The organism is Leptotrichia sp. oral taxon 847, assembly GCF_001553645.1.
Taxonomy (GTDB): domain Bacteria; phylum Fusobacteriota; class Fusobacteriia; order Fusobacteriales; family Leptotrichiaceae; genus Leptotrichia.
This window is the reverse complement of record NZ_CP014231.1, coordinates 1,251,352-1,274,040: the sequence shown is the minus strand read 5'-3', so window position 1 is coordinate 1,274,040 and position 22,689 is coordinate 1,251,352. Positions and strand designations below refer to the sequence as shown.

Here is a 22,689-nt window from a genome sequence, read left to right as displayed (position 1 = left end):
ACCTCCTTCTAAAATACAAAATTATCTTGCAAATGGCATTCCAAATGCTTTTAATAATGCTCTTCCTTCTTCGTCTGTCTTAGCAGTGGATACGATTGTAACTCCCAATCCGAAAATTTTGTCCACTTTATCAATTTCAATTTCAGGGAATACGATTTGTTCTCTTAATCCCAATGTATAGTTTCCTCTTCCATCAAATCCTTTTGGAGAAACACCTTCAAAATCTCTCACTCTTGGTAAAGTAACACTGATTAATCTATCTAAAAATTCGTACATTTTTTCTTTTCTCAATGTTACTTTTACTCCAATTTTTTGTCCTTCTCTCAATTTAAATCCAGCTTCTGATTTTTTAGCAGTTCTTGGAACAGGCTGTTGTCCTGTAATCAGTTTTAATTCATTTAATGCTGCATCTATTAACTTAGGATTGCTTACTGCTTCACCAATCCCCATATTTACGATAATTTTGTCAAGTTTTGGAACTTGCATAATATTTTTCAAATTTAATTCTTTCATCAAAGAAGAGATAATTTCTTCTTTATATAATTTTTGCAATCTTGGTATATATTTTTCAGACATTTATTCATCCTCCTCTCTAAAATATTATATTTCGTTACCAGATACCACTGATACTCTCACTTTTTTTCCGTCTCTAAATTCTTTTCTAGTTCTAGTTGGTTTTTTTGCACTTTCGTCCCAAAGCATAACTTTAGAAGCAAAAATTGGCATTTCTCTTTCGACAACTTCGCCTTGTGGGTTCGTTGCATTAGGTTTAACGTGTCTTTTTTGAATATTTACACCTTCAACAATAATTTTTCCAGTTTTAGGGAATACTTTTAATATTTTTCCTATTTTTCCTTTATCTCCAGTTTGAGCGCTTTTTTCACTTCTAGGTAAATCTTTAGATCTTCCGCTAATTACAACAACTGTATCTCCAGTTTTAACATGTAATTTTTTAGGTACTGATTTTACTTTTGGTTTTGCCACTTTCAAACTCTCCTTCCTATTAATTATCTTTTATCTAAAACTTTATTTTAAATATTTATAGTACTTCTGGTGCTAACGAAACAATTTTCATAAAGTTTTTAGCTCTTAATTCTCTTGCAACAGGTCCGAAAATTCTCGTCCCTCTCAACTCTAAGGCAGTATTTAAAATAACAGCAGCATTATCATCAAATTTTATATAAGAACCATCTGCTCTTTTTAATTCTTTTTTTGTTCTAACGATTACAGCTTTTACGACTTCCCCTTTTTTAACATTTCCATTAGGGATAGCTTCTTTAACTGTTGCTACTACGATATCACCAATTTTACCGAATCTTCTTCTTGAACCACCTAATACTCTGATAATCATAATCTTTTTAGCTCCAGTATTATCAGCAACATTAAGTATTGTTTGTTGTTGAACCATTTAAAATTTCCTCCTCTCAAAAATTAAAAATACATTTAAATTTGAATTTTACTATTAAAAATTATTTAGCTTTTTCTAAAATAGTAACAACTCTCCATCTTTTATCTTTACTTAATGGTCTAGTTTCCATAATCTGAACTCTATCCCCTACACCACATTCATTTTTTTCATCATGTGCTTTATATTTTTTAGAAGTTTTCACTCTTTTTTTATAAATTTTGTGTAATCTCATTGTTTCTTCTAAAACAACTACTGTTTTATCCATTTTATCAGAAACAACAATTCCTTCTCTTACTTTTCTTTCGTTTCTCTTACCTTCCACTTAGGACCCTCCTATTTAACAGTTTTTTCAGTCACAACAGTTTTTAATCTTGCTATTGTTCTTTTAACATCTTTTATTTTAGCAGTGTTTTGTAATTGTCCAAGAGTTTTTTGAAATTTTAAATTAAATAATTCTTGTTTCAATTCATTTACTTTAGTTTCCAATTCTTCTAATGATAATTCTCTAATTTCTTTGATTGTCATTACTTATCACCACCTACTTCTTCTTTTCTCACAAATTTAACTTTTATAGGTAGTTTATGTCCAGCTTTTCTTAATGCTTCCTTGGCTGTTTCTTCCGATACTCCGCCAACTTCAAACATTACTTTATCTTTTTTTACTACTGCTACCCAACCTTCTGCATTACCTTTACCTTTACCCATTCTTGTTCCTTCAGGTCTTTTTGTATAAGGTTTGTCAGGAAATATTCTGATCCAAATTTTACCTTCTCTTTTAAATGTTCTGTTGATTGTAATTCTACAAGCTTCTATCTGTCTTGAAGTAACCCAACCAAATTCTTTTGCTGCAAGTCCAAATTCTCCAAAGCTAACTTTGTTTCCTTTAGTCGCAACTCCACCCATTTTCCCTCTGAACTGTTTTCTATATTTTGTTCTTTTAGGTATTAACATATTATTTTTCTCCTCCTTCCTTTGTAGTAGAAAGAACTTCTCCATTGAAAATCCATACTTTCAATCCTAATGCACCGTATGTAGTATGTGCTGTCGCTGTTGCATAGTCAACATCTGCTCTTAAAGTATGTAGTGGTACTCTTCCTGAAAGTGTCCATTCACTTCTTGCAATTTCAGCACCATTTAATCTTCCGGATACCATAACTTTAATTCCTTTAATTCCAGCTTTTTCAGCTCTTTGAATAGCTTGTTGAACCGCTCTTTTATAAGCAACCCTTTTTTCAATTGCTGTCGCAATACTTTCAGCCACTAATTGTGCATCTTTATTTGGGTTTTTAATTTCTTGAACCTTGATTTGTACTTTTTTACCAGTTAACTTTTCTAATTTTATTTTTAAAGTTTCAATTTCTTGACCTTTTCTACCAATTAAAATTCCCGCTTTTCCAGTTTCAACAATAACTCCTACTTCAGTAGGTGATGTTCTTTCTATTTGAATAGAAGAAATTCCTGCATGATAATAATTTTTTTTGATATATTCTTTTATTTTTAAATCTTCATGAAAGTTATTTAAATATTCTTTTCCTTCAGCGAACCATTTTGAATCCCAAGTTCTTGTGATTCCCAATCTCATCCCCCTAGGATCTACTTTTTGTCCCACAGACTTACCTCCTTTATTTGTCTAAAATTATCCTTCTTGTCTTTCATCAACTTCAACTGTTATATGAGCAGTTGGTTTTCTTATAACATCTGCTCTTCCCATTGCTCTTGGGCTAATTCTTTTTAACACAGGTCCTTTATCAATTAAGATTTTTGAAACAAACAATTTGTCAGGATCCATATTATTATTGTGTTCAGCATTTGCAATTGCTGATCTTAAAGTTTTTTCAATATATTTTGCCGCTTTTTTATTTGTAAATTTTAATACATTTAATGCTTGCAGTGCATTTTTCCCTCTTACTATATCAGCAACTAATCTTGCTTTTTGAGGACTCAATCTTTGATATTTTAATTTAGCTACTACTGCCATCTAAAGGCCTCCTTTCGTTAATTTTTAGCTTTTTTCGCTTCTTTTCCGTGTCCATAGAAAGTTCTAGTTGGTGCAAATTCACCTAACTTATGTCCTACCATTTCCTCAGTTATATATACAGGTATATGTTTTTTACCGTTGTACACAGCAAATGTGTGTCCAATAAATTGAGGGAATATAGTTGATCTTCTTGACCATGTCTTAATAACTTGTTTTTTACCTCCCAATGCTTCTATTTTTTTTAATAAATACGCATCAACAAAAGGTCCTTTTTTTAATGAACGAGCCATCCTTTCCTCCTTTATCAAATTTTCTAAACTCATAAAAATGACGCTCACACATCGTAAAATAATATTTTAGATGCGTCAAGCAGCATTTTCATCTAATATCATTAAAATACTATTTTTTTCTTCTTCTAACAATAAATTTATCACTAAGTTTTTTACCTCTAGTTTTCTTACCAAGAGTTGGTTTACCCCAAGGTGTGACTGGTGATTTTCTACCTATTGGAGATCTACCTTCTCCTCCTCCATGTGGGTGATCCACAGGATTCATTACCGATCCTCTAACATGAGGCTTTCTACCTAAGTGTCTATTTCTTCCAGCTTTACCTAATGATACTAATGAATGTTCAGAATTTCCCACTGTTCCAATTGTAGCCATACATTCTTTGTGAATTAATCTCAACTCTCCTGATGGCAATTCTACGTGGCAGTAAGTTCCTTCTTTTGCAATAAGTCTTGCAGCTGTTCCTGCAGATCTTGCTAACTGTCCACCTTTTCCAGGCATTAGTTCAACATTGTGAATTACAGTCCCAACTGGTAAATTTTTCAATTTTAAAGCATTTCCTGGCTTTATGTCAACATCTTCTCCAGCTATTACTGTATCACCTTTTTTTAATCCATTTGGAGCTAAGATATATCTTTTTTCTCCATCTGCATAGTGCAATAATGCAATATTTGCAGTTCTGTTTGGATCATATTCAAGAGTTGCAACTTTTGCAGGCACTCCAATTTTATTTCTTTTCCAGTCGATTACTCTGTATAATCTTTTATGTCCTTTATGTCTGTTTCTACCCGTTCTATGTCCATAGTTGTCAATTCCGTATGAAGAATTTAAAGGTTCAACTAAAGATTTTTCAGGTCTAACTTTATCTAATTCATTGTTAACTAATATCGACATATGCCGTGTCCCACTAGTTATCGGCTTTAATTTTTTGATTGGCATAACTTTTTTTACCTCTTTTCCTTTTAATATTTCTCTTTAAAATTATTATTTTTTTGCATAATTGCGTATATTATATCATTTTTTACAAATAATTTCCACAAAAAAATTATAAAATTTCTATCTATCTAAAATTTTACTTCAAAAAACTATTTTATTCTTCGTAAGCTGAAATAGTTTCTCCGTCTTTTAATTTAACAATTGCTTTTTTAATAGCTGGTGTTTTGTACATAGACATTCTGAATCTTTCAGATTTTGGTTTAATGTTTAATGTATTTACACCTTTAACTTTTACATTAAATAATTTTTCTACAGCATCTTTTATTTGAATTTTGTTTGCTCTTCTATCCACGATAAAAACATATTCGTTGTTTTCTAATAAAGTTCTCGCTTTTTCTGTATTAATTACAGGTTTTTTAATTATATCAGTAATATGCATTACGCTAACACCTCCTCGATAGTTGCTAGTGCTTCTTTTGTAAGAACTACTTTATCTTGTTTAATCAACCAGTAGATATTTAATTCTCTCGTACTGATTGTAATAACTTTTTCAATATTTCTAGTAGACAATTCTACAAAATAATCTCTATCAAAGTTTTCAGAATCAAAACTTACTACATATAATTGTTTTGCGTTATCAAAATTTAAAGCTTTTGCAAAATTTATAAATGTTTTAGTTTTTGGAGTTTCTAAACTAAAGTCATCTAATACAATTACATTTCCTTCATTAATTTTTGTAGCTAATGCTGATTTTAGAGCTAATTTTCTAACCTTTTTGTTAATTTTTTTAGCGTAATTTCTTGGTTTTGGTCCGTGAGCAACTCCTCCACCTACCATATGTGGAGCTCTTGTTGATCCTTGTCTAGCTCTTCCTGTTCCTTTTTGTCTGAAGGGTTTTCTTCCTCCACCTCTTACTTCTGCTCTAGTTTTTGTTGATGCAGATCCTTGTCTAACTTCCGCTAATTCTGCAACTAAAACTTCGTGCATTACATTTTTGTTTGGTTCAATTCCAAATATTTCGTTGTTTACTTCCACAGTTCCTGCTTGTGAACCGTCTAATTTGTATACGTTTAAAACTGGCATTTTATCCTCCTCTCTTTCCTACTTGATTAATATTTTTTTACTGCTTTTTTTATTATTAAAAGTCCATTTTTAGGTCCTGGAACCGCACCTTTTACTAATAAAAGACTATTTTCTACATCAAATTTAACAACTTTTAAGTTTTGAACTGTAACTTTTTCAGCTCCTAATCTTCCAGCCATTTTTTTACCTTTAGGCACATTACTGTTTGAAGCAGCACCTCCGGCATTTGAACCTCCAAGTCTGTGATTTCTTGAAACCCCGTGAGACGCTCTGTTTCCTCCAAAGTTATGTCTTTTCATAACACCAGCAGTCCCTTTACCTTTTGAAGTTCCTGTAATGTCTATAAAGTCAATTCCATCTAAAACATCCAATTTAATTTCTTGTCCCAATGAAAATTCTTGTGGATTTTCAACTTTAAATTCTCTTAAGAATCTTTTTGGAGTAATTCCAGCTTTTTTAAAAATTCCTAATTCTGGTTTAGTTGTATTTTTTTCTTTTTTATCTCCATATGCTAAAGTTATAGCGTTATATCCTTCTTTTTCAACTGTCTTGATTTGTGTTACAAAGTTTGTTCCAGCTTCAATTACTGTAACTGGAATTAATTGTTCGTTTTCAAAAATTTGAGTCATTCCAACTTTTTTTCCTAATATCATTTTTTACTTTTCCTCCTTAATATATTGGTTGAGTTCACCCCAACTTGTACTAAGCTTACGATTGCTTAATTTCAACTCCCACACCTGATGGTAAGTTTAATGATGCCAATGCATTGACGATTTGTTGATTAGAATTTTTAATTTCTACAAATCTTCTATGTATTCTCATTTCAAATTGTTCTCTTGAATCTTTGTTCACATGAACAGATCTTAAAACTGTATATTTTTTGATTTTTGTAGGTAATGGAAGTGGTCCTGCTAGCTGTGAACCATTCTTTTTAGCTACTTCTGCAATTTTTTTAGCAGATTGGTCTAACAATTTATGATCGTAAGATTGAAGATATATTCTTAATTTATCCAATTTTTTTCCTCCTATTATTTTATAAAGTACTTTTCTTTCAAAGTTACAAAATCTTTTTGTTATCAAATTTCAGAGGAATGAGAAAATATTTTCCTCAGACCTTTGAAATTTTATCTTAGTAAATCAGTTATTTAGTAATAGTTGCAACTACTCCTGAAGCTACTGTTCTTCCACCTTCTCTTATCGCAAATCTCAATCCTTCTTCCATCGCAATTGGGTGAATTAATTCCACTGTCATTTCAATGTTATCTCCTGGCATTACCATTTCTACTCCTTCTGGTAGTTTTACTTCTCCTGTAATGTCAGTCGTTCTGAAATAAAATTGTGGTTTGTATCCTGTAAAGAATGGTGTATGTCTTCCACCTTCATCTTTTGTAAGTACGTATACTTCTGATTTGAATCCTGTATGTGGTGTGATTGTTCCTGGTTTTGCTAACACTTGTCCTCTTTCAACTTCTTCTTTCTTAGTCCCTCTTAGCAATGCTCCTATATTATCTCCAGCTTGTCCTGAATCCAATAACTTTCTGAACATTTCCACTCCTGTTACTGTAGTTTTTGAAGTCGGTTTGATTCCTACTATTTCCACTTCTTCCCCAACTTTTACTACTCCTCTTTCTACTCTTCCTGTTACTACTGTTCCTCTTCCTGTAATTGTGAACACATCTTCAATCGGCATAAGGAATGGTTGGTCAATTGGTCTTTCTGGTGTCGGAATATATGTATCTACCGCATCCATTAATTCCATTATTTTTTCTACCCATTTTGCTTCCCCATTTAATGCTCCTAATGCTGATCCAGCTATTATTGGTACATCATCTCCTGGGAATCCGTATTCATTTAATAATTCTCTTACTTCCATTTCTACCAATTCTAGTAATTCTTCGTCGTCTACCATATCAACTTTGTTTAAGAATACTACAATATAAGGTACTCCAACCTGTCTTGCTAGTAGGATATGTTCTCTTGTTTGAGGCATTGGTCCATCAGCTGCTGATACTACTAGGATTGCTCCATCCATCTGAGCTGCTCCTGTAATCATATTTTTTACATAATCCGCATGTCCTGGACAGTCTACGTGTGCGTAGTGTCTTTTTGCTGTTTCATACTCAATATGAGCTGTGTTAATTGTGATTCCTCTTTCTCTTTCTTCAGGAGCTTGGTCGATATTTTCAAAATCAACTTTTTCTGCAAGCCCTTTATCAGACAACACTTTTGAAATTGCTGCTGTCAAAGTAGTTTTTCCGTGGTCTACGTGACCAATTGTTCCTATGTTTACGTGTGGTTTACTTCTGTCAAATTTAGCTTTTGCCATATTTCTCTTTTTCCTCCATATTTTATTTTTTTATCTTAAATTTTTATTTTATTTACTTTCCTTGTCTTTCATCAATTACTTGTTGTGCAATATTTTTAGGTACTTCTACATATTTTTCAAATTCCATTGAATATGATGCTCTTCCTTGAGTTTTCGATCTTAAGTCAGTTGCATATCCAAACATTTGAGCTAGTGGTACTTGTGCATCAATGATTTTTGCATTATTTCTGTCAGTCATTCCTGAAACTTGTCCACGTCTTGCATTTAAATCCCCTATAACATCTCCCATATATTCTTCTGGTGTTGTAACTTCCACTTTGAAAATTGGTTCCAATAATACTGGGTTTGCAGTTCTTAAAGCTTTTTTGATTGCCATTGATCCTGCAATTTTAAATGCCATTTCTGATGAATCGACTTCATGGTAAGATCCGTCATATAATGTAACTTTTACATCTTGAACTGGGTATCCAGCAACTACTCCCGCTTCTAGTGCTTCCTGAATACCTTTATCTACAGCTGGAATATATTCTCTTGGAATAGCTCCTCCTGTAATCTGGTTAATAAATTCATAACCTTTGTCTGGATTTGCTTCAACTTTCATCTTAACATGTCCGTATTGTCCACGTCCACCTGATTGTTTAGCATATTTTTCTTCAACATCTGCTACACCATTGATTGTTTCTCTGTATGCAACTTGTGGTTTACCTACATTTGCTTCAACTTTAAATTCACGTTTCATTCTATCCACGATGATTTCCAAATGTAATTCTCCCATTCCTGAAATCAATGTTTGACCAGTTTCTTGGTTAGTTGTAACTTTAAATGTTGGATCTTCTTCAGCAAGTTTTGAAAGTGCTGTTCCCATTTTTTCTTGGTCAGCTTTTGTTTTTGGTTCAACAGCTATTTGAATAACTGTATCTGGAAATTCCATTTTTTCTAGGATAATTGGAGCATTTTCAGCACACAATGTATCTCCTGTTGTAGTATCCTTCAATCCAACCGCTGCAGCTATATCTCCAGAGTAAACTACATCAAGTTCTTCTCTCTTGTTAGCGTGCATTTGAAGCAATCTTCCCATTCTTTCTTTTTTACCTTTAGTTGAGTTTAATACATAAGAACCTTTTTCTAACACTCCTGAGTAAACCCTAAAGAATGACAATCTTCCAACAAATGGATCTGTGATGATTTTAAATGCCAGAGCTGCAAATGGAGCGTCATCACTAATTTCTCTTTCCATTGGTTCTTCAGTTTTAGGATCTGTTCCTTTGACTTTTCCTTCGTTAATGTCAACAGGTGATGGCATATAAGCAACTATTGCATCAAGTAATGGCTGAATTCCTTTGTTTTTAAACGCTGTTCCACATAATACCGGTACAACTGTTCCTGCAATTGTAGCAGTTCTTAATGCTTTTTTGATTTCTTCTTCTGTAATTTCTTCTCCGCCAAAGTATTTTTCCATTAATTCATCATCAGTTTCAACTATAGACTCAATCATATGTTCTCTAGCTTCCTCAGCTTTTTGCGCCAATTCTGCTCTGATATCTGTTATATCATAATCAGCACCCATAGTTTCATCTTTGAATAAATACTCTTTCATAGATACCAAGTCAATAATTCCTTCAAAATCATCTTCAGCACCGATTGGTAATTGAATAGGCACTCCATTTCCACCTAATTTTTCTTTGATATCATTTACACACATATCAAAGTCCGCACCAACTCTGTCCATTTTATTTAAAAATGCCATTCTTGGTACATTATATTTATCCGCTTGTCTCCAAACAGTTTCAGACTGTGGTTGCACCCCATCGACTGCTGAAAACACAGCAACAGAACCGTCTAATACTCTTAAAGATCTTTCTACTTCCACAGTAAAGTCAACGTGTCCTGGTGTATCTATTATATTGATTCTGTGTTTATTCCAAAATGCAGTTGTTGCTGCTGATGTAATTGTGATTCCTCTTTCTTGTTCTTGTTCCATATAATCCATTGTAGCGGCTCCTTCGTGAACCTCTCCGATTTTATGGTTAACCCCTGTATAGAATAAAATTCTTTCAGTAGTAGTTGTTTTTCCGGCATCAATATGAGCCATAATACCAATGTTTCTAGTATCTTTCAAAGCAACTTTTCTTGCCATTTAAGTTTTCCTCCTTAATCTATTAACAGTCTTTTGACCAAATAAAAATTTTTTTACAAAAATTTTTAAAACTTCTCTTAAATCTGCTATATCAAGAGATTTTTTTATACGAAAATTACCATTTGTAATGTGCAAACGCTCTATTTGCTTCTGCCATTTTATAAGTATCTTCTTTTTTCTTAATTGATCCACCTTCGTTGTTAGCGGCTGCAATTAATTCTTTTTTAAGTTTAGCTATCATTCCATATTCTTTTCTTTCTCTTGTGTATCTAACTAACCATCTGATTGCTAATGTTTGTTGTCTTTCTTTTCTAACTTCAACTGGAACTTGGTATGTAGCTCCTCCAATTCTTCTTGATCTTACTTCTAACTGAGGTCTTACATTTTCCATTGCTCTTCTGAACACTTCAATTCCTTCTTCGTTAGTTTCTTCCTTAATTTCGTTTAATGCTGTATAAAAATACTTTCCGCTAATGATTTTTTCCCATTTTTCATTAATCCATTTATGAATTTAGTTACTACTTTATCATTGTATTGCGAATCAGGCAAAACATCTCTTTTTTCCGCTCTTCTTCTTCTTGACACTATTTGTCCTCCTTACTTTTTCAAAAATTTTAATTATTTAGCTGCTGCCGGTTTTTTTGCACCGTATCTTGATCTACCTTGTTTTCTGTTTACAACTCCTGCCGTATCCAATGCTCCTCTAATTATTTTATATCTAACCCCTGGCAAATCTTTTGTTCTTCCTCCTCTTAAAAGAACGATACTGTGTTCCTGTAAGTTGTGTCCTATCCCTGGAATATAAGCAGTAACTTCAATTCCATTTACTAATTTAACCCTCGCTACTTTTCTTAACGCTGAATTCGGTTTTTTAGGCGTAGTTGTATATACTCTTACACAAACCCCTCTTTTTTGTGGATTACCTTTTAATGCAGGTGATTTTTTCTTTTTTTCAGTTGTACTTCTACCAAATCTTACTAATTGATTAATAGTAGGCATCTTTTTCCTCCTCTCAAATTTCTTAATTTATATATATCTGTCGTTATTTTCAAAACTAAAACTTTTTTAAAATAAAGCTCATTTCTTCAGTTTATGTTTAAAAAAACATAGATGTACATCTATTTTAGATGTAACAACTTACTTCTAAATTGACTCTATAAAAATATTTTAATATACTTTTATTGATTTAGTTTATGAGTTATAACGTAAAGCAATTCCTGATATTTTAATATCAGGCACACCGGATGCTCGGTCCTGAAAATATGTTGCAATTTTATTTTGCAACATTTCACAAAAGACATTTTATACTAAAAAAGTCCTTTTGTCAAGGGTAACGACATAGTTTTTTAATTTAACATTTCCAATTTTCAAACTAAAAATAATTTTAAATTATTTTTTACATCACTCCCTAAATTTTTCTTTTTGATAAAAATTTTAAATTATTAAATAAATCTATCTACTTTTCCCTAAAATATTTTTTTATCCCATTTACAATTCCTGTTACCATTTTATTTTGATATTCTTGTGTTGCCATTTTTCTATCTTCTGTAGGATTTGACATAAATCCTAATTCTATTAATGTAGTTGGAACTTTTGACCAGTTTGTCCCTGTTAGGTCATCTCTGTATGAAATTCCTCTGTTTTTAGCACCTGTCGATTTTACATATTCAGATAAAATATCTCTTGACAATTTTTCACTCGGACGCTGAACATCTTTTGTATATGGATTTTTAGCTGAAGCAGTCAATACCGATACTCCGTTTGTACTCGAATTATTTATTCCATCGGCATGTATTCTGATATAGGCTTCACATCCCATGCTGTTTGCTTTTTCCGCTCTTTCTTTGTTACTTATATTCACGTCATGTGTTTCTCTTATCATATAAACAGGGTATCCCTTTGCTTTTAGCGCATCTCTTAATTTTAATCCAACTTCAAGCGTCAATTCATATTCATTTTTTTTAGTTGCAACTCCTCTTGTTCCAGACGAAACCTTTACTTTTCTAACTTTCGAACCTGGCGCCACAGGCTCAAGTCCTGAATTTCCTTTCAATTGATGTCCTGGATCAATACAAACCAATCCATTAGTTTTCCCAGCCGCATTTAACGATGTTGTCGCTATCAATCCCATCATTACTAAATACAATATTTCTTTTATCATCATCATTTCCTCCCAAAATTTTATTTTTTATTAACACATTTAAAAATTCGATAACCTGATTCAATCGCAAGTGTAGTGCAATTTCCAAAAAGTTTATGTAATTCTTTTTGCGTACTTTTTGCTCCGTGCTTAGTTTGAATCACGCAATAAAATTTTCCATCTTTGTTTAAATGAGAAAAACTTTCTTCATAAATTTGAAAAATTACTTGCTTTCCTGCTCTAATTGGCGGATTGGATAAAATTATATCAAAATTTTCAGAAATATTCTCAAACACAAAAGACTTTCTAACTTCAAAATCATCTTTTCCATTATTTTTTTTTATATTTTCTTTTGTCAATTCTAGCGCTCTTTCATTGACATCTGTCGACAAAATTTTTACTTTTTCAAAAAATCTTTTTAAAACAGCTGAAACGACTCCATATCCACAGCCAATATCCAAAATTTGAATATTTCCCAATTTTTTATTTTCATCTAAAAAAACTCTTAGCATCGCATCTGTCCCAAAATCTACTTTTGTCTTTGAGAAAACTCCATTATCAGTCAAAAATTCAAATTTTTCATCTTTAATTTTATAATTTATTACTTTTTTTGCCGATTTCACATCTTGCTTTTCAGAAAAATAATGGCTCATTTCCCCTCCTTATTTTACAAATAAATTACTCATTTCTTTACAAACAACTATTCTTTTTATTGCCTCTCCAAAAATTTTGTCAGTTGATAAAACAATAAGTTTTTCAAAACACTCATCTTCTTTTAACTCGATTGTATCCGTTACAACAACTTCTTTAATTATGGAATTTTTTAATCTTTCTACCGCATTATCTGAAAATACCGCATGAGTTGCACAACAATAAACTTCTGTCGCACCATTTTTGACTAATGCATTTGCAGCGTTACAAATTGTTTTTCCTGTATTAATCATATCATCAACCAAAATAACTTTTTTTCCTCTCACATCTCCAATTAAATTTTTAACTTCAAATTCTCCATTTTCAGTTTTTCTTTTTTCCACAATTGCAAGTGGCACTTCAAGCCATTTAGCAAAACCTCTTGCTCTTTTTAGTGAACCTATGTCTGGCGCCACTACTACGATGTCTTCATTTCGAGAAAATCCTCTTTTTTCAAAATATTTTGCCAAAATTGGAAGCGGTTCCATATGATCCACTGGAATGTCAAAGAATCCCTGTGCCTGCCTCGTATGGAATTCCATTGTTACAATTCTTGTTGCACCTGCCGCACACAGCAAATTTGCAATTAATTTTGCAGTAATTGGATCATGTGGATTTATTGTTCTATCCTGTCTTGCATACCCAAAATACGGAATAATTGCTATGATTTCTTTAGCGGAAGCTCTTTTTAGCGCATCGATAAAAATCAAAAGTTCCATCAAATTTTCATTTACTTTTCTTGCTGTTGACTGTACGACAAAAACCTTACTTCCTCTGACACTTTCAAGAGATTTTGTAAATATCTCCCCGTCCGCAAATTTTTGAAACTGATTTTCTGAAAGCGGCAACCTCACATAATCCGCTATTTTTTTAGCTAATTTTTTCGCCGAAGAGCCTGCAAATATCTTTACATCACTTTTATTAAATTCTCTAACTTCCATAACCTAAACCTCCTTTTATTTAACTTTTTTATAAACTCTTACATAGTCAACTTTCATTTCAGTAGGAAAGTCCACATCTCCATCACTTCCAGTCTGATTTTCAAGAGCCACATTTATCATAATAAAATATGGTTGATTATACGGATTTCTTCCAGCTTTTTTCTCCATTTCCTTCATAGTTCTTTTTTTATAAACTCTTCCGTTAAATAGCCATTTTATCTCTTTTGAATCCCATTCGACAGCATAAGTGTTAAATTTTGTCAAATCTTCACTCTTTTTAATTTTTTCATCATCTTTGTCAAACATTTCGTATCTATTTTCTGTTGTCTTTAAAACATGCGCTGTCCCAGTTACTCTGGATAAATCGGAACCATAAATTTCAAAAATATCAATTTCTCCATCCGCTAATTTATTCGTTCCTTGACTGTACCATTCAGGCCACATCCAAAACGCAGGCCAAGTTCCCACACCTTTAGGCATTGCTGCTCTCATTTCTATTTTTCCTTCTTGTACAGAAAATTTCCCTTTTGTATGAATTGCTCCAGAGCTATACAATATTCTTCTCTGTTTTCCGTCAATATTCACAGTTTTATTATTTTCTTTTTTTACTTCAATCACCAAATTACCATCTTTTACTTTAACATTGTCCTTTAAATAATAATGTTTAACTTTAAATCCAGACTGGTCCACCAAATTACCATTTTCATCCAAATAGTTTCCAGCATTCCAAGGGACATTATTATCTCCCCAGTAACTCCATTTAGAAGTATCTAAGCTATTTGAATCAAATTCATCATCCCAAACTAGTTTCCAAGTTTCATTTTTATCACTTTTTTTTCTGTTCAAAATTTTACTCCAAAATGATTTTTTCACAGATTTTTCTCCAGCCTGTGTCTTTTCAGTAACTTTTTTTCTTCTTTTTCCCAAAAGATTTTCTGTTTCTCTTCCAGTTCCTTCATCATCAGTCACATTCTTGACAGCCAATTGATTTTGAGTAGTATCCAAAACTTTATTTTCTGCCTCACTAATCAAACCTTCTTTTTTTGAAGCTATTTCAATAGCATAATTTTTTTTATCAAAAGTTTTTATAGTTTTTGCACTTCCAATAACACCAAAACTCAAAAATCCTAGTAAAATTAACATATTTGCCTTTTTCATTTATTTATCTCCATTCCAAATTATTTATTTAATTATAAACCATTTTTAAAAATTTTTGAATAGTTTTTTTTAATTTTATCTTTACCTTTAAATTTCAATTTAATATTACTATGAGTTTATTTCTATTTTTATCACAATATTCAATAAAAATAAAAGAAAAAAGACCATTTCAAAATTTTTTTGAAACAGCCTTTTTTGGTAAACTATAATTCCCCATTTTCTTTCATCTCTTCCAGAAACCTATCAATTTTCACAAAAATTATAGCTATATTTTAGTAATGTCCTCTACAAGAAATTATCCACAAAGTCCCATTTTCATCAATAGTGTATACAAGCCTATTCGCTTCATCAATTCTTCGACTAAATCCTTTTCTATATTTTAAAGCTTCGGGTTTACCTATACCATTTAATGCCCCATTTCTTTCAATATCTTTTATAAGTTCATTGATTCGTTTCAAAGTCTTTTTATCTTGAGACTGCCAATATAAATAATCGCTCCATCCTTCATCAGTCCATAATTTATTCATCGTCAACCTCTATCAAATCATGCACTTGTCCTTTTCCACTTTTTACCTGCTCAAATCCTCTATCCAATTTCGCAAGATATTCAGAATTTTTAACTGCTTTCAAAAATTGATTATATTTTTTGAGATTTATTAAAACTACATTTTCTTCATTTTTTCTTGTTACTATTACATCTTCATTTTCTTTTACTGCCTTATCACAGTAACTTTTTAAATTATTTCTCATGGTTGAAAAATTTACAGCCAACATATCTATCACTCCTTTATCAACTTGTACAATTTATTCTAGTACTTTTTGTACAAAATGTCAATAAAAATATAAAAAGACTATCTAAGAAAATCCTTTAAAATAGCCTTTCTCTAAAACAAAAATTACTCTCAAATCATAAGTCCCCATTTTCTTTCATCTCTTCCAGAAACCTATCAATTCCTGACTGCCAAGTAGGAACTTTTTCATCTAGCAATTTTTCAACTTTGCTAGAATCCAATTTTGAATAAGATGGTCGTTTTGCAGGAAGATTGAAATCAGCTGTCTTAGCTCTTCCCAATGTCCCATTCCAACCAATTTTTTCCAAAACATACTTTGCTTGATCGTATTTACTTGCGATTCCATCATTTGTAATGTGATATAAACCAAATTTTTCAGTTTGGATTAGTTTCCAGGAGAACTTAGCCAAATCTACTGAATAAGTAGGAGCTGACACTTGGTCATCCACAATATTCAATTCATTTCTTGATTTACTCCAATTTATAACTTGCTTATTAAAATTATTATTCGCTATTCCAAACACCCATGAAGTTCGTATTACAAAAGATTTATCATATATTTTAAAAACTTCTTTTTCACCTTTAGCCTTTGATTTTCCATATTCCGATAACCCATTTGTTTCATCCTCTTCCAAATACGGAAAACTTTTATTCCCATCAAACACAAAATCCGTCGAATAAGTTACAAAGATTGCTCCTATTTCTTTAGAAATTTCAGCTAACTTTTTAGGAGCTTTAGCATTTAATAGCCAAACTTTCTCATCATTTTCTGCCTTATCCACATCATTATACGCCGCACAATTTATTATATGAGTAATTCCTCTATTTTCTTGAAAAAATTTCTTTAATTTCTCATCATTTGTGATGTCCAATTCTTTAGAATCAGTTGCGATATATTCAATATTTTCTCTATCGAATAATTTTTTAAAATCGTGTCCCAGTTGGCCGTTTGAGCCTGTTAGTAGTATTTTCATTATTAACCTCTCGATTTATAATTCTTCATAAATTTTTTCCAGTTTTCTTGCAGATTCCTTCCACTGAAATTTTTTAGACTGTTCTATCCCTTCTTCTATCATTTCTTTCTGGAATTTTTCATTTGATAAAATTTTATTGTATGCGTCTGTCATTTCCTCTTCTTTTAATGGATTTACTAATATTGCTGCTTTTCCAGCTACTTCTGGAAGCGAAGACACATTTGAAGTAATCACTGGCACACCGCAGGCCATAGCCTCTAATACAGGCATTCCAAAACCTTCATAAAGTGAAGGAAATACAAAAATTTCAGCCATTTTATATAATGATATTTTATCTTCTTCTTCAATATATCCTGTCAAAACAATATTTTCTTTATTTTGCTCTACTAATTTCATAATTTTTTCATATTTCCAACCTTTTCCACCGGCAATGACTAATTTTATATCTGATTTTGTTAGATTTCTATACTCTAAAAAAGAGTTTATTATTCTAACAATATTTTTTCTAGGCTCAATCGTTCCTAAATACAAAATATACTTTTTAGGTAACTTATATTTTTTTCTAATTTTTCGTAATTTATTTTTTTCAATCTCTCGAGAATATTTTTCAAAATCAATCCCTGGATAAATTATTTTAATTTTCTCTTTTGGCACTTTCAAATGATCAACAATATCCTTTTTAGCACTTTCAGAAATTGTAATTATCAAATCCGACTTTTGAGCTCCATATTTATACTCTTTAAGTGTTTTTCTATCTCCCATTGTTTCAGGTGCAGAAATAAAGACAGTGTCATAAATTGTATTTATCACTTTTCCTTTTATATTTTTTGGAATTGTAAAATTAAAAAAATGATAAATATCTGATTTGGTTCCAAAAATTAAATTATGACTAATATTTAATTTTTTAGTCAAAAAATTATATATTTTATATGGCATCAATTTATTTTCTTTAATTTCTATATCACAATTAATTTCTTTTCTTGCATCATATTTATTCAAAAAATTGACAAATTCTGCTACATATTCATTTTTTCTTGATTTGTTTAATTCTCTTACAATATTATAAATATACCAACCTACTCCTGTCTTCTTTCCAATTGCCCATTGTAACTCTAATGATATTTTTTTCATTTTTTATCTCAACTTTCTTTTTTACTCTTTTCAATTAAGATTTTATTCAATTTTTTCATTCCAAAATATTCTTTTAAAAAAATAGGAATTGCTGAAAATACATTAATTTTTCTATTATTCTTTAATAAATTATTTTCAAACTCCAAAACTTTAATCCGTTCTATTTCTTCAATTTTTAAATCTAGTAATTTTTTTGAATTTTCAATATAAAATTTTATAATTTTTAAATACTTTGAATTAATATAAGCATTTCCTCTGTTTCTAGTTTCTTTTTTTATTTTTGATTTAAAATTAGAAAAATTTTTCAATAATTCTTCAAAATTTTCTTTTCTGTATTTAAAATTTACTCCTACCGGCTTACTATACGCTTCAATCATTGGAAAACTCAAATACAATTTCCCTTCTTCAGTTTCATTTGCAAAGAATTTACTTATTTCTTCAATTTCTTTTATTTTTTCACTTATTTTTTCAAGATTATCATACTCACTATCTAATTCCGAATGAATATCATAGTCAAAAAATAAATATATTCTTGATATTTGAGAACTTAAAAAATCTTCACTTATTTTACTCTTATATCTTGTTTTTATATAACTAGCCATCTTAATATATGGAGTTTTTTCATACTCTTTTTTCAGCAATTTATAAAATGCATAAATAGTTCCAACTTTTGTCCAAATAATTTCTCCACCAATATCAAACTTTTCATTTATATTTTGAATAACTGACTTGTCAGGCGATTTTCCTTCAGTCAATATCAATATTTTTGAATTATTCATAATCAAATACCTCTGCACGATACATTTTTTCGATATTATGATATTCTTCCAATTTTTGATTACTAATTTCTGATAATTGTTTTACATTTCCTTTATTATTTAAAATAAAATAACAGTCTGGTCTTAAAACTTCATTATCTATTAAGGCTGTTGAATGCGATGAAAGTCCCAGTTGTTTAATTTTATCACTTTTCAATAAATTTTCTAATATTGCTCTTGATAGTTTATAGTGAAAATACGCATCAAATTCATCTATAAATAAAAAACTAACATTTTTTATTGTAACCTCCATCCAGAGAAATAATAATGCTAAAATTTTAGTTCCACTTGATGCAATTTCATAAAATCTCACTTTTTTTCCATTTTCAAATTCAACAAAAATTTCTTCATCATTTTGAACTAACTTTTGATTTATTTCAAATTTTTTTAAAAATTTTTCAAAATCCTTTACTTTATCTGCTTCTATTATGCTTTTCATTATATTTTGGCTACCATTTCTGTAACCCATATATGAATTTCCTTCTTGTAAAGAACGAATCCATAGCATGTTATCCACAAAATTAAAAAACTTTTCCAAAATTCCATTTTTTATAAGTAAAGTATTTCCTTTTACATACTTTAATAACGAAATATTTTCAAAATCTTCTACAGAAAATTCGGTATTGAAGTTCTCAAAATTATTGACATACCTTTCTATTTTTAACTGAATAATATTTTTCTCTTTATTATACTCTAAACATAACTCGTTATTTATAAATAACTTTTCTTCGATTACAACTTCACTTTCAATTTTTTTATACTCATACTTAACCTCATCATCATTAAATTTAAAAGTATAACAAAACTCTGCACTTTTTAAATTTTTCAAATTGTAATTCAGATAATTATTATAATCTTTTAATTTTTTATTTTTATCTGTTAAATGAATCACTATATCAAAAATTGCTAATCCAATATTAGATTTTCCACTAGCATTCTGACCTAACACTAATGACCGTGAAATAATTCCATTTTTTATTATTTCTTCATTGAAATTATATTCTCCAACATTTCCAAAATCCAATACTACATGTTCAAAATTTTTAAAATTTTGAACTTCCAATTTTTTTAGCATTTTATTATTTCCCCTTTCCTAAAAAAATTTATCATATAGCTTTTTATATTTTTCTAATATTTTATCATAAGAAAAGTTTTCTTCATAGTATTTTTTAAAATTATAAGTTGGAGTTTCCTCATAATACTTTTTTATTTTATTTTCTAAATCTTCAACATTATTTTTCACTAAAAAATTTTTATTTATTATAATTTCTGGTATAGCACAAATATCCGAAGCAAAAACTGGCTTATCATAAAGATAACCTTCAATTATCGGCAACCCAAATCCTTCTCCATATTTTGCCAAAACTGTTATTAAATTAGCTGTTTCATAAAAGTTCCTAACTTTTTCATCTGAAACATAACCTAACAATTCAATGTTTTTTAAATGCTTTTGCTTTATTTCTTCTCTATACTTTTTTAACAAAGGCCCTTTTCCAGCTACTTTAATATCATAATTTGGATTCCTTTTCGCCAATTCTATCAATAACTCAATATTCGCTCTCTCTTCAATGCTACGAACAGTGAAAATTTTAAGTTTGTCATCTTCCCAATTCACTTTTTCATCAACTTTTTTCACTTTCTCAAAAGGGGTAGTTATATAAATTATTTTATAATTACTCCCATAATATAAAGATTTTTCTTTTGAAAATTTAGAAATAAAATGAATTAATTTGGATTTTTTATACACTTTTTTTTCAATAATTTTAAATAAATTTTTTAATTTATGATTTAATTCATTCGCCTGATAATAAAGTCCGTCATTTACCGTAAAAATATCCGTTTTTCTAAATAAGAAAAAGCTCATAAGATAATTATGAGAATGTATAATATATTTTTTATTATTAAATTTTTTCCTAATTAATGCGTTTAAATAAAAAAATCTAAATTTATTTTTTTTAATTCCAATACAATTTATTCCATGCCAATCAAATTTAGTATTTTCATCATCAAAAAAAATATAGTATTTTTCTACATTTTCTTTTAGAGACTGAGCTTGAAATAAAATTTCATTTTCAACACCTCTTTTAAATTTCAAAGGATTATTAAACCCAAAATATATTACACATTTTTCTTTTTTCATACTTTAAACCTTTCAAAACTATTTTATATTTTTTCCCATTTTCCAGTATTTTTATTGTAAACTTTTATTACTTTTGCAGGGTTTCCAGCAACAATACTATTTTTAGGAACATTTTTTGTTACGACAGAATTTGCACCTAAAATAGCATTTTCTCCTATTTCTACCCCAGGTAAAATTGATACATTTTCTCCAATCCAGACATTATTTTCTATTTTCACTGGCTTAGTATAAATCTTTCTTTCCTTCGCTATTTCTTGCGGATTAGACTGCTCTTTTCCAGAATAGTTTCCATGATTCAAATCAGTTATATAAACTTTACTCGCAATAAGTACATTATCTCCTATTATTAAAGATTCTGCACACGAAAAATGTACATAATCATTTATCTGAACATTATCTCCTATTTCTAAATTAGGTACTTTTCCATCAAATTTATATGCTTCTATTCTGCATCCTGTCCCAGTCGTAAAATTTTTCCCATATTTTATATACTTTTTCCCCCTTATATCAAAAGGAAACCGTATCAATCTAGCCTTTGGAAAAAATATTTTCGTTTTAATAACATTCATTCCAAGTTTCCAAATCTCATAAAATGACTTTTCCATATCATCTCCATATTATTTTTTTAATATTATCTCAAAAAGTTCTTTCCAGTTATTACAATAAGGCTCTTCAATATTTTTCTCAATATTTCCATCAAATTTAATATTTTCTCCTTTAATGACTAACTCCATTTTCTCTGCCAAATCTCTAGATGAATTCGGATCAAAGAAAAACACATTTTCATAATCTCCTAAAGTTTCATGCGCATAAGGTAAATTAGCTAAAATTATTTTTTTTCTTAATTCCTTTGCTTCTGTAATTGGCAATCCCCAAGTCTCAATTTTAGAAGGAAATACTACCGTTTCCACTTTATTATAATATTTCATTAAATTTTCTCTTGACTGTAATCCAATAAATTCAATACATTCAAGTTGACTATATTTTTCAACAATTTCTTTTGAATAAATATTTTCACTCCCGTCTATCGTCAAATAAACCTTCAAATTTTTAATTCCTTTATTTTCCAATATTTTAGTGGCTTCACAAATCACTTCAAAATTTTTAAAAACTCGTGGAAAACTAGGATAAAGAAAACTGTTTTTCTCAATCTCTATATTTTTATTTATTTTCAAATTACCTAAATTAACTTCTGGATGTGCCACAATAACATTTTTTATTTTAAAAGCTTTTTTAAATTCCTCTCGTATCCAATCCTGTTGTACAATAACATAATTATTTTTTTTTATATTTATTTTATAGATATACTTATAAAATTTTGAAAAAAGAAATAATTTAAATGATTTTTTTCTCTCTTCTTTTGTCATATTATAAAACATCATTGGATTATGACAATATACCACTCTTTTATCTGCTGTTACATTTGGCGTCATATCGTGTAAAGAAAACCATAGATATGGCTTAAATTTTTTTGACAACTTTTTAAAATAAATGTACTCATAGTATATTCTTTTAAGATAACTTTTTTTAGAATCCTTAAATTCAATAAATCTTATCCTAGAATCAAATTCAGAAAAAAGTTCTTTATTATGCACAAGAGCTATTATTTCATAATCCTTTAAAAGATATTCTTCCACACATCTAAGACATTCCTTGTAAATTGTTAAAGGACCGCCTTCGCTGAAATTTATTCCTGATAAAACTATTGTTTTTCTGCTCATAAAATCTCCTGAATTTTATTAATAAAAAAT

At 29.8% G+C, this 22,689-nt stretch carries 30 protein-coding genes and 1 pseudogene; all 31 read right to left on the bottom strand.

Annotation, left to right across the window (positions count from 1 at the left end):
* Positions 1-21: 21 nt before the first annotated feature.
* Positions 22-576 (bottom strand): 50S ribosomal protein L5, encoded by a 555-nt coding sequence (gene rplE / locus AXF11_RS05940; protein ID WP_068155830.1) that lies wholly within the window; start codon positions 574-576, stop codon positions 22-24.
* Positions 577-600: 24 nt separating this feature from the next.
* Positions 601-984, bottom strand: a complete 384-nt coding sequence (gene rplX / locus AXF11_RS05935) for a 50S ribosomal protein L24 (RefSeq protein WP_068155827.1) — start codon at positions 982-984, stop codon at positions 601-603.
* 55 nt (positions 985-1,039) lie between these two features.
* A complete protein-coding gene (gene rplN, locus AXF11_RS05930; protein WP_068155823.1) occupies positions 1,040-1,408 on the bottom strand; it encodes a 50S ribosomal protein L14 in 369 nt (122 codons plus the stop codon).
* A gap of 61 nt (positions 1,409-1,469) precedes the next feature.
* Positions 1,470-1,730 (bottom strand): 30S ribosomal protein S17, encoded by a 261-nt coding sequence (gene rpsQ, locus AXF11_RS05925; protein WP_082729388.1) that lies wholly within the window; start codon positions 1,728-1,730, stop codon positions 1,470-1,472.
* 11 nt (positions 1,731-1,741) lie between these two features.
* Positions 1,742-1,933, bottom strand: coding sequence for a 50S ribosomal protein L29 (gene rpmC, locus AXF11_RS05920; RefSeq protein ID WP_068155820.1), 192 nt, complete (start codon positions 1,931-1,933; stop codon positions 1,742-1,744).
* Positions 1,933-2,358 carry a 50S ribosomal protein L16 gene (gene rplP / locus AXF11_RS05915; RefSeq protein ID WP_068155816.1) on the bottom strand — a complete coding sequence of 142 codons (426 nt, stop codon included), beginning with the start codon at positions 2,356-2,358 and terminating at the stop codon, positions 1,933-1,935. Before rplP ends, rpmC begins: the two co-directional genes overlap by 1 nt.
* A gap of 1 nt (position 2,359) precedes the next feature.
* Positions 2,360-3,016: a 30S ribosomal protein S3 gene (rpsC, locus tag AXF11_RS05910; RefSeq protein ID WP_068155814.1), complete on the bottom strand. Its 657-nt coding sequence runs from the start codon at positions 3,014-3,016 to the stop codon at positions 2,360-2,362.
* A 27-nt stretch (positions 3,017-3,043) separates the two neighbouring features.
* On the bottom strand, positions 3,044-3,385 hold the full coding sequence (gene rplV / locus AXF11_RS05905; RefSeq protein WP_068155812.1) for a 50S ribosomal protein L22: 342 nt from the start codon (positions 3,383-3,385) through the stop codon (positions 3,044-3,046).
* Between the two features lie 17 nt (positions 3,386-3,402).
* A complete protein-coding gene (rpsS, locus tag AXF11_RS05900) occupies positions 3,403-3,675 on the bottom strand; it encodes a 30S ribosomal protein S19 (RefSeq protein WP_068155809.1) in 273 nt (90 codons plus the stop codon).
* Positions 3,676-3,784: 109 nt separating this feature from the next.
* A complete protein-coding gene (gene rplB, locus AXF11_RS05895; protein ID WP_068155806.1) occupies positions 3,785-4,612 on the bottom strand; it encodes a 50S ribosomal protein L2 in 828 nt (275 codons plus the stop codon).
* Between the two features lie 151 nt (positions 4,613-4,763).
* Positions 4,764-5,048, bottom strand: a complete 285-nt coding sequence (rplW, locus tag AXF11_RS05890; protein WP_068155803.1) for a 50S ribosomal protein L23 — start codon at positions 5,046-5,048, stop codon at positions 4,764-4,766.
* The gene (gene rplD / locus AXF11_RS05885) at positions 5,048-5,692 is read right to left on the bottom strand and encodes a 50S ribosomal protein L4 (RefSeq protein ID WP_068155799.1); all 645 of its coding nucleotides are present in this window, start codon (positions 5,690-5,692) and stop codon (positions 5,048-5,050) included. Before rplD ends, rplW begins: the two co-directional genes overlap by 1 nt.
* 26 nt (positions 5,693-5,718) lie before the next feature.
* Positions 5,719-6,345 carry a 50S ribosomal protein L3 gene (gene rplC / locus AXF11_RS05880; protein ID WP_068155796.1) on the bottom strand — a complete coding sequence of 209 codons (627 nt, stop codon included), beginning with the start codon at positions 6,343-6,345 and terminating at the stop codon, positions 5,719-5,721.
* 55 nt (positions 6,346-6,400) lie between these two features.
* Positions 6,401-6,706: a 30S ribosomal protein S10 gene (gene rpsJ, locus AXF11_RS05875; RefSeq protein ID WP_068158281.1), complete on the bottom strand. Its 306-nt coding sequence runs from the start codon at positions 6,704-6,706 to the stop codon at positions 6,401-6,403.
* A gap of 127 nt (positions 6,707-6,833) precedes the next feature.
* Positions 6,834-8,018, bottom strand: a complete 1,185-nt coding sequence (gene tuf / locus AXF11_RS05870) for an elongation factor Tu (protein ID WP_068154840.1) — start codon at positions 8,016-8,018, stop codon at positions 6,834-6,836.
* A gap of 52 nt (positions 8,019-8,070) precedes the next feature.
* Positions 8,071-10,155, bottom strand: coding sequence for an elongation factor G (gene fusA / locus AXF11_RS05865; RefSeq protein WP_068155795.1), 2,085 nt, complete (start codon positions 10,153-10,155; stop codon positions 8,071-8,073).
* A gap of 115 nt (positions 10,156-10,270) precedes the next feature.
* A pseudogene (gene rpsG, locus AXF11_RS05860) lies at positions 10,271-10,740 on the bottom strand (30S ribosomal protein S7).
* Between the two features lie 33 nt (positions 10,741-10,773).
* Positions 10,774-11,154, bottom strand: a complete 381-nt coding sequence (gene rpsL, locus AXF11_RS05855; protein WP_068155792.1) for a 30S ribosomal protein S12 — start codon at positions 11,152-11,154, stop codon at positions 10,774-10,776.
* Between the two features lie 457 nt (positions 11,155-11,611).
* Entirely contained in the window at positions 11,612-12,313 is a 702-nt protein-coding gene (locus tag AXF11_RS05850; protein WP_442915266.1) for an N-acetylmuramoyl-L-alanine amidase family protein, read from the bottom strand.
* 23 nt (positions 12,314-12,336) lie between these two features.
* Positions 12,337-12,948, bottom strand: a complete 612-nt coding sequence (locus AXF11_RS05845) for a class I SAM-dependent methyltransferase (protein WP_068155791.1) — start codon at positions 12,946-12,948, stop codon at positions 12,337-12,339.
* 9 nt (positions 12,949-12,957) lie between these two features.
* Positions 12,958-13,926, bottom strand: coding sequence for a ribose-phosphate diphosphokinase (locus tag AXF11_RS05840; RefSeq protein WP_068155787.1), 969 nt, complete (start codon positions 13,924-13,926; stop codon positions 12,958-12,960).
* A gap of 15 nt (positions 13,927-13,941) precedes the next feature.
* A complete protein-coding gene (locus AXF11_RS05835; RefSeq protein WP_231724651.1) occupies positions 13,942-15,084 on the bottom strand; it encodes a glycoside hydrolase family 16 protein in 1,143 nt (380 codons plus the stop codon).
* A gap of 272 nt (positions 15,085-15,356) precedes the next feature.
* On the bottom strand, positions 15,357-15,611 hold the full coding sequence (locus AXF11_RS05830; protein WP_068155786.1) for a Txe/YoeB family addiction module toxin: 255 nt from the start codon (positions 15,609-15,611) through the stop codon (positions 15,357-15,359).
* Complete coding sequence (locus AXF11_RS05825) at positions 15,604-15,858, bottom strand: type II toxin-antitoxin system Phd/YefM family antitoxin (RefSeq protein WP_068155783.1); 255 nt, start codon at positions 15,856-15,858, stop codon at positions 15,604-15,606. Before AXF11_RS05825 ends, AXF11_RS05830 begins: the two co-directional genes overlap by 8 nt.
* Positions 15,859-15,991: 133 nt before the next feature.
* Entirely contained in the window at positions 15,992-16,849 is an 858-nt protein-coding gene (rfbD, locus tag AXF11_RS05820) for a dTDP-4-dehydrorhamnose reductase (RefSeq protein ID WP_068155781.1), read from the bottom strand.
* Between the two features lie 15 nt (positions 16,850-16,864).
* Complete coding sequence (locus AXF11_RS05815; protein WP_068155780.1) at positions 16,865-17,980, bottom strand: glycosyltransferase family 4 protein; 1,116 nt, start codon at positions 17,978-17,980, stop codon at positions 16,865-16,867.
* 8 nt (positions 17,981-17,988) lie between these two features.
* Positions 17,989-18,759, bottom strand: coding sequence for a hypothetical protein (locus AXF11_RS05810; protein ID WP_068155778.1), 771 nt, complete (start codon positions 18,757-18,759; stop codon positions 17,989-17,991).
* The gene (locus tag AXF11_RS05805; protein ID WP_068155776.1) at positions 18,752-19,873 is read right to left on the bottom strand and encodes an ATP-binding protein; all 1,122 of its coding nucleotides are present in this window, start codon (positions 19,871-19,873) and stop codon (positions 18,752-18,754) included. Before AXF11_RS05805 ends, AXF11_RS05810 begins: the two co-directional genes overlap by 8 nt.
* Before the next feature lie 18 nt (positions 19,874-19,891).
* Positions 19,892-20,938 carry a glycosyltransferase family 4 protein gene (locus tag AXF11_RS05800; protein ID WP_068155769.1) on the bottom strand — a complete coding sequence of 349 codons (1,047 nt, stop codon included), beginning with the start codon at positions 20,936-20,938 and terminating at the stop codon, positions 19,892-19,894.
* A gap of 23 nt (positions 20,939-20,961) precedes the next feature.
* Positions 20,962-21,543: a DapH/DapD/GlmU-related protein gene (locus AXF11_RS05795; protein WP_068155767.1), complete on the bottom strand. Its 582-nt coding sequence runs from the start codon at positions 21,541-21,543 to the stop codon at positions 20,962-20,964.
* Positions 21,544-21,555: 12 nt separating this feature from the next.
* Positions 21,556-22,659 carry a glycosyltransferase gene (locus AXF11_RS05790; RefSeq protein WP_068155765.1) on the bottom strand — a complete coding sequence of 368 codons (1,104 nt, stop codon included), beginning with the start codon at positions 22,657-22,659 and terminating at the stop codon, positions 21,556-21,558.
* Positions 22,660-22,689 lie beyond the last annotated feature (30 nt).

Excerpts from the sequence above, each read along its gene's own strand:
- rplE (WP_068155830.1), bottom strand. The coding sequence starts at position 576 with ATGTCTGAAAAATATATACCAAGATTGCAAAAATTATATAAAGAAGAA.
- rplN (WP_068155823.1), bottom strand. The coding sequence starts at position 1,408 with ATGGTTCAACAACAAACAATACTTAATGTTGCTGATAATACTGGAGCT.
- rpmC (WP_068155820.1), bottom strand. The coding sequence starts at position 1,933 with ATGACAATCAAAGAAATTAGAGAATTATCATTAGAAGAATTGGAAACT.
- rplP (WP_068155816.1), bottom strand. The coding sequence starts at position 2,358 with ATGTTAATACCTAAAAGAACAAAATATAGAAAACAGTTCAGAGGGAAA.
- rplV (WP_068155812.1), bottom strand. The coding sequence starts at position 3,385 with ATGGCAGTAGTAGCTAAATTAAAATATCAAAGATTGAGTCCTCAAAAA.
- rpsS (WP_068155809.1), bottom strand. The coding sequence starts at position 3,675 with ATGGCTCGTTCATTAAAAAAAGGACCTTTTGTTGATGCGTATTTATTA.
- rplB (WP_068155806.1), bottom strand. The coding sequence starts at position 4,612 with ATGCCAATCAAAAAATTAAAGCCGATAACTAGTGGGACACGGCATATG.
- rplW (WP_068155803.1), bottom strand. The coding sequence starts at position 5,048 with ATGCATATTACTGATATAATTAAAAAACCTGTAATTAATACAGAAAAA.
- rplD (WP_068155799.1), bottom strand. The coding sequence starts at position 5,692 with ATGCCAGTTTTAAACGTATACAAATTAGACGGTTCACAAGCAGGAACT.
- rplC (WP_068155796.1), bottom strand. The coding sequence starts at position 6,345 with ATGATATTAGGAAAAAAAGTTGGAATGACTCAAATTTTTGAAAACGAA.
- tuf (WP_068154840.1), bottom strand. The coding sequence starts at position 8,018 with ATGGCAAAAGCTAAATTTGACAGAAGTAAACCACACGTAAACATAGGA.
- fusA (WP_068155795.1), bottom strand. The coding sequence starts at position 10,155 with ATGGCAAGAAAAGTTGCTTTGAAAGATACTAGAAACATTGGTATTATG.
- rpsL (WP_068155792.1), bottom strand. The coding sequence starts at position 11,154 with ATGCCTACTATTAATCAATTAGTAAGATTTGGTAGAAGTACAACTGAA.
- AXF11_RS05845 (WP_068155791.1), bottom strand. The coding sequence starts at position 12,948 with ATGAGCCATTATTTTTCTGAAAAGCAAGATGTGAAATCGGCAAAAAAA.
- AXF11_RS05840 (WP_068155787.1), bottom strand. The coding sequence starts at position 13,926 with ATGGAAGTTAGAGAATTTAATAAAAGTGATGTAAAGATATTTGCAGGC.
- AXF11_RS05835 (WP_231724651.1), bottom strand. The coding sequence starts at position 15,084 with ATGAAAAAGGCAAATATGTTAATTTTACTAGGATTTTTGAGTTTTGGT.
- AXF11_RS05830 (WP_068155786.1), bottom strand. The coding sequence starts at position 15,611 with ATGAATAAATTATGGACTGATGAAGGATGGAGCGATTATTTATATTGG.
- AXF11_RS05825 (WP_068155783.1), bottom strand. The coding sequence starts at position 15,858 with ATGTTGGCTGTAAATTTTTCAACCATGAGAAATAATTTAAAAAGTTAC.
- rfbD (WP_068155781.1), bottom strand. The coding sequence starts at position 16,849 with ATGAAAATACTACTAACAGGCTCAAACGGCCAACTGGGACACGATTTT.
- AXF11_RS05815 (WP_068155780.1), bottom strand. The coding sequence starts at position 17,980 with ATGAAAAAAATATCATTAGAGTTACAATGGGCAATTGGAAAGAAGACA.
- AXF11_RS05810 (WP_068155778.1), bottom strand. The coding sequence starts at position 18,759 with ATGAATAATTCAAAAATATTGATATTGACTGAAGGAAAATCGCCTGAC.
- AXF11_RS05805 (WP_068155776.1), bottom strand. The coding sequence starts at position 19,873 with ATGCTAAAAAAATTGGAAGTTCAAAATTTTAAAAATTTTGAACATGTA.
- AXF11_RS05800 (WP_068155769.1), bottom strand. The coding sequence starts at position 20,938 with ATGAAAAAAGAAAAATGTGTAATATATTTTGGGTTTAATAATCCTTTG.
- AXF11_RS05795 (WP_068155767.1), bottom strand. The coding sequence starts at position 21,543 with ATGGAAAAGTCATTTTATGAGATTTGGAAACTTGGAATGAATGTTATT.
- AXF11_RS05790 (WP_068155765.1), bottom strand. The coding sequence starts at position 22,659 with ATGAGCAGAAAAACAATAGTTTTATCAGGAATAAATTTCAGCGAAGGC.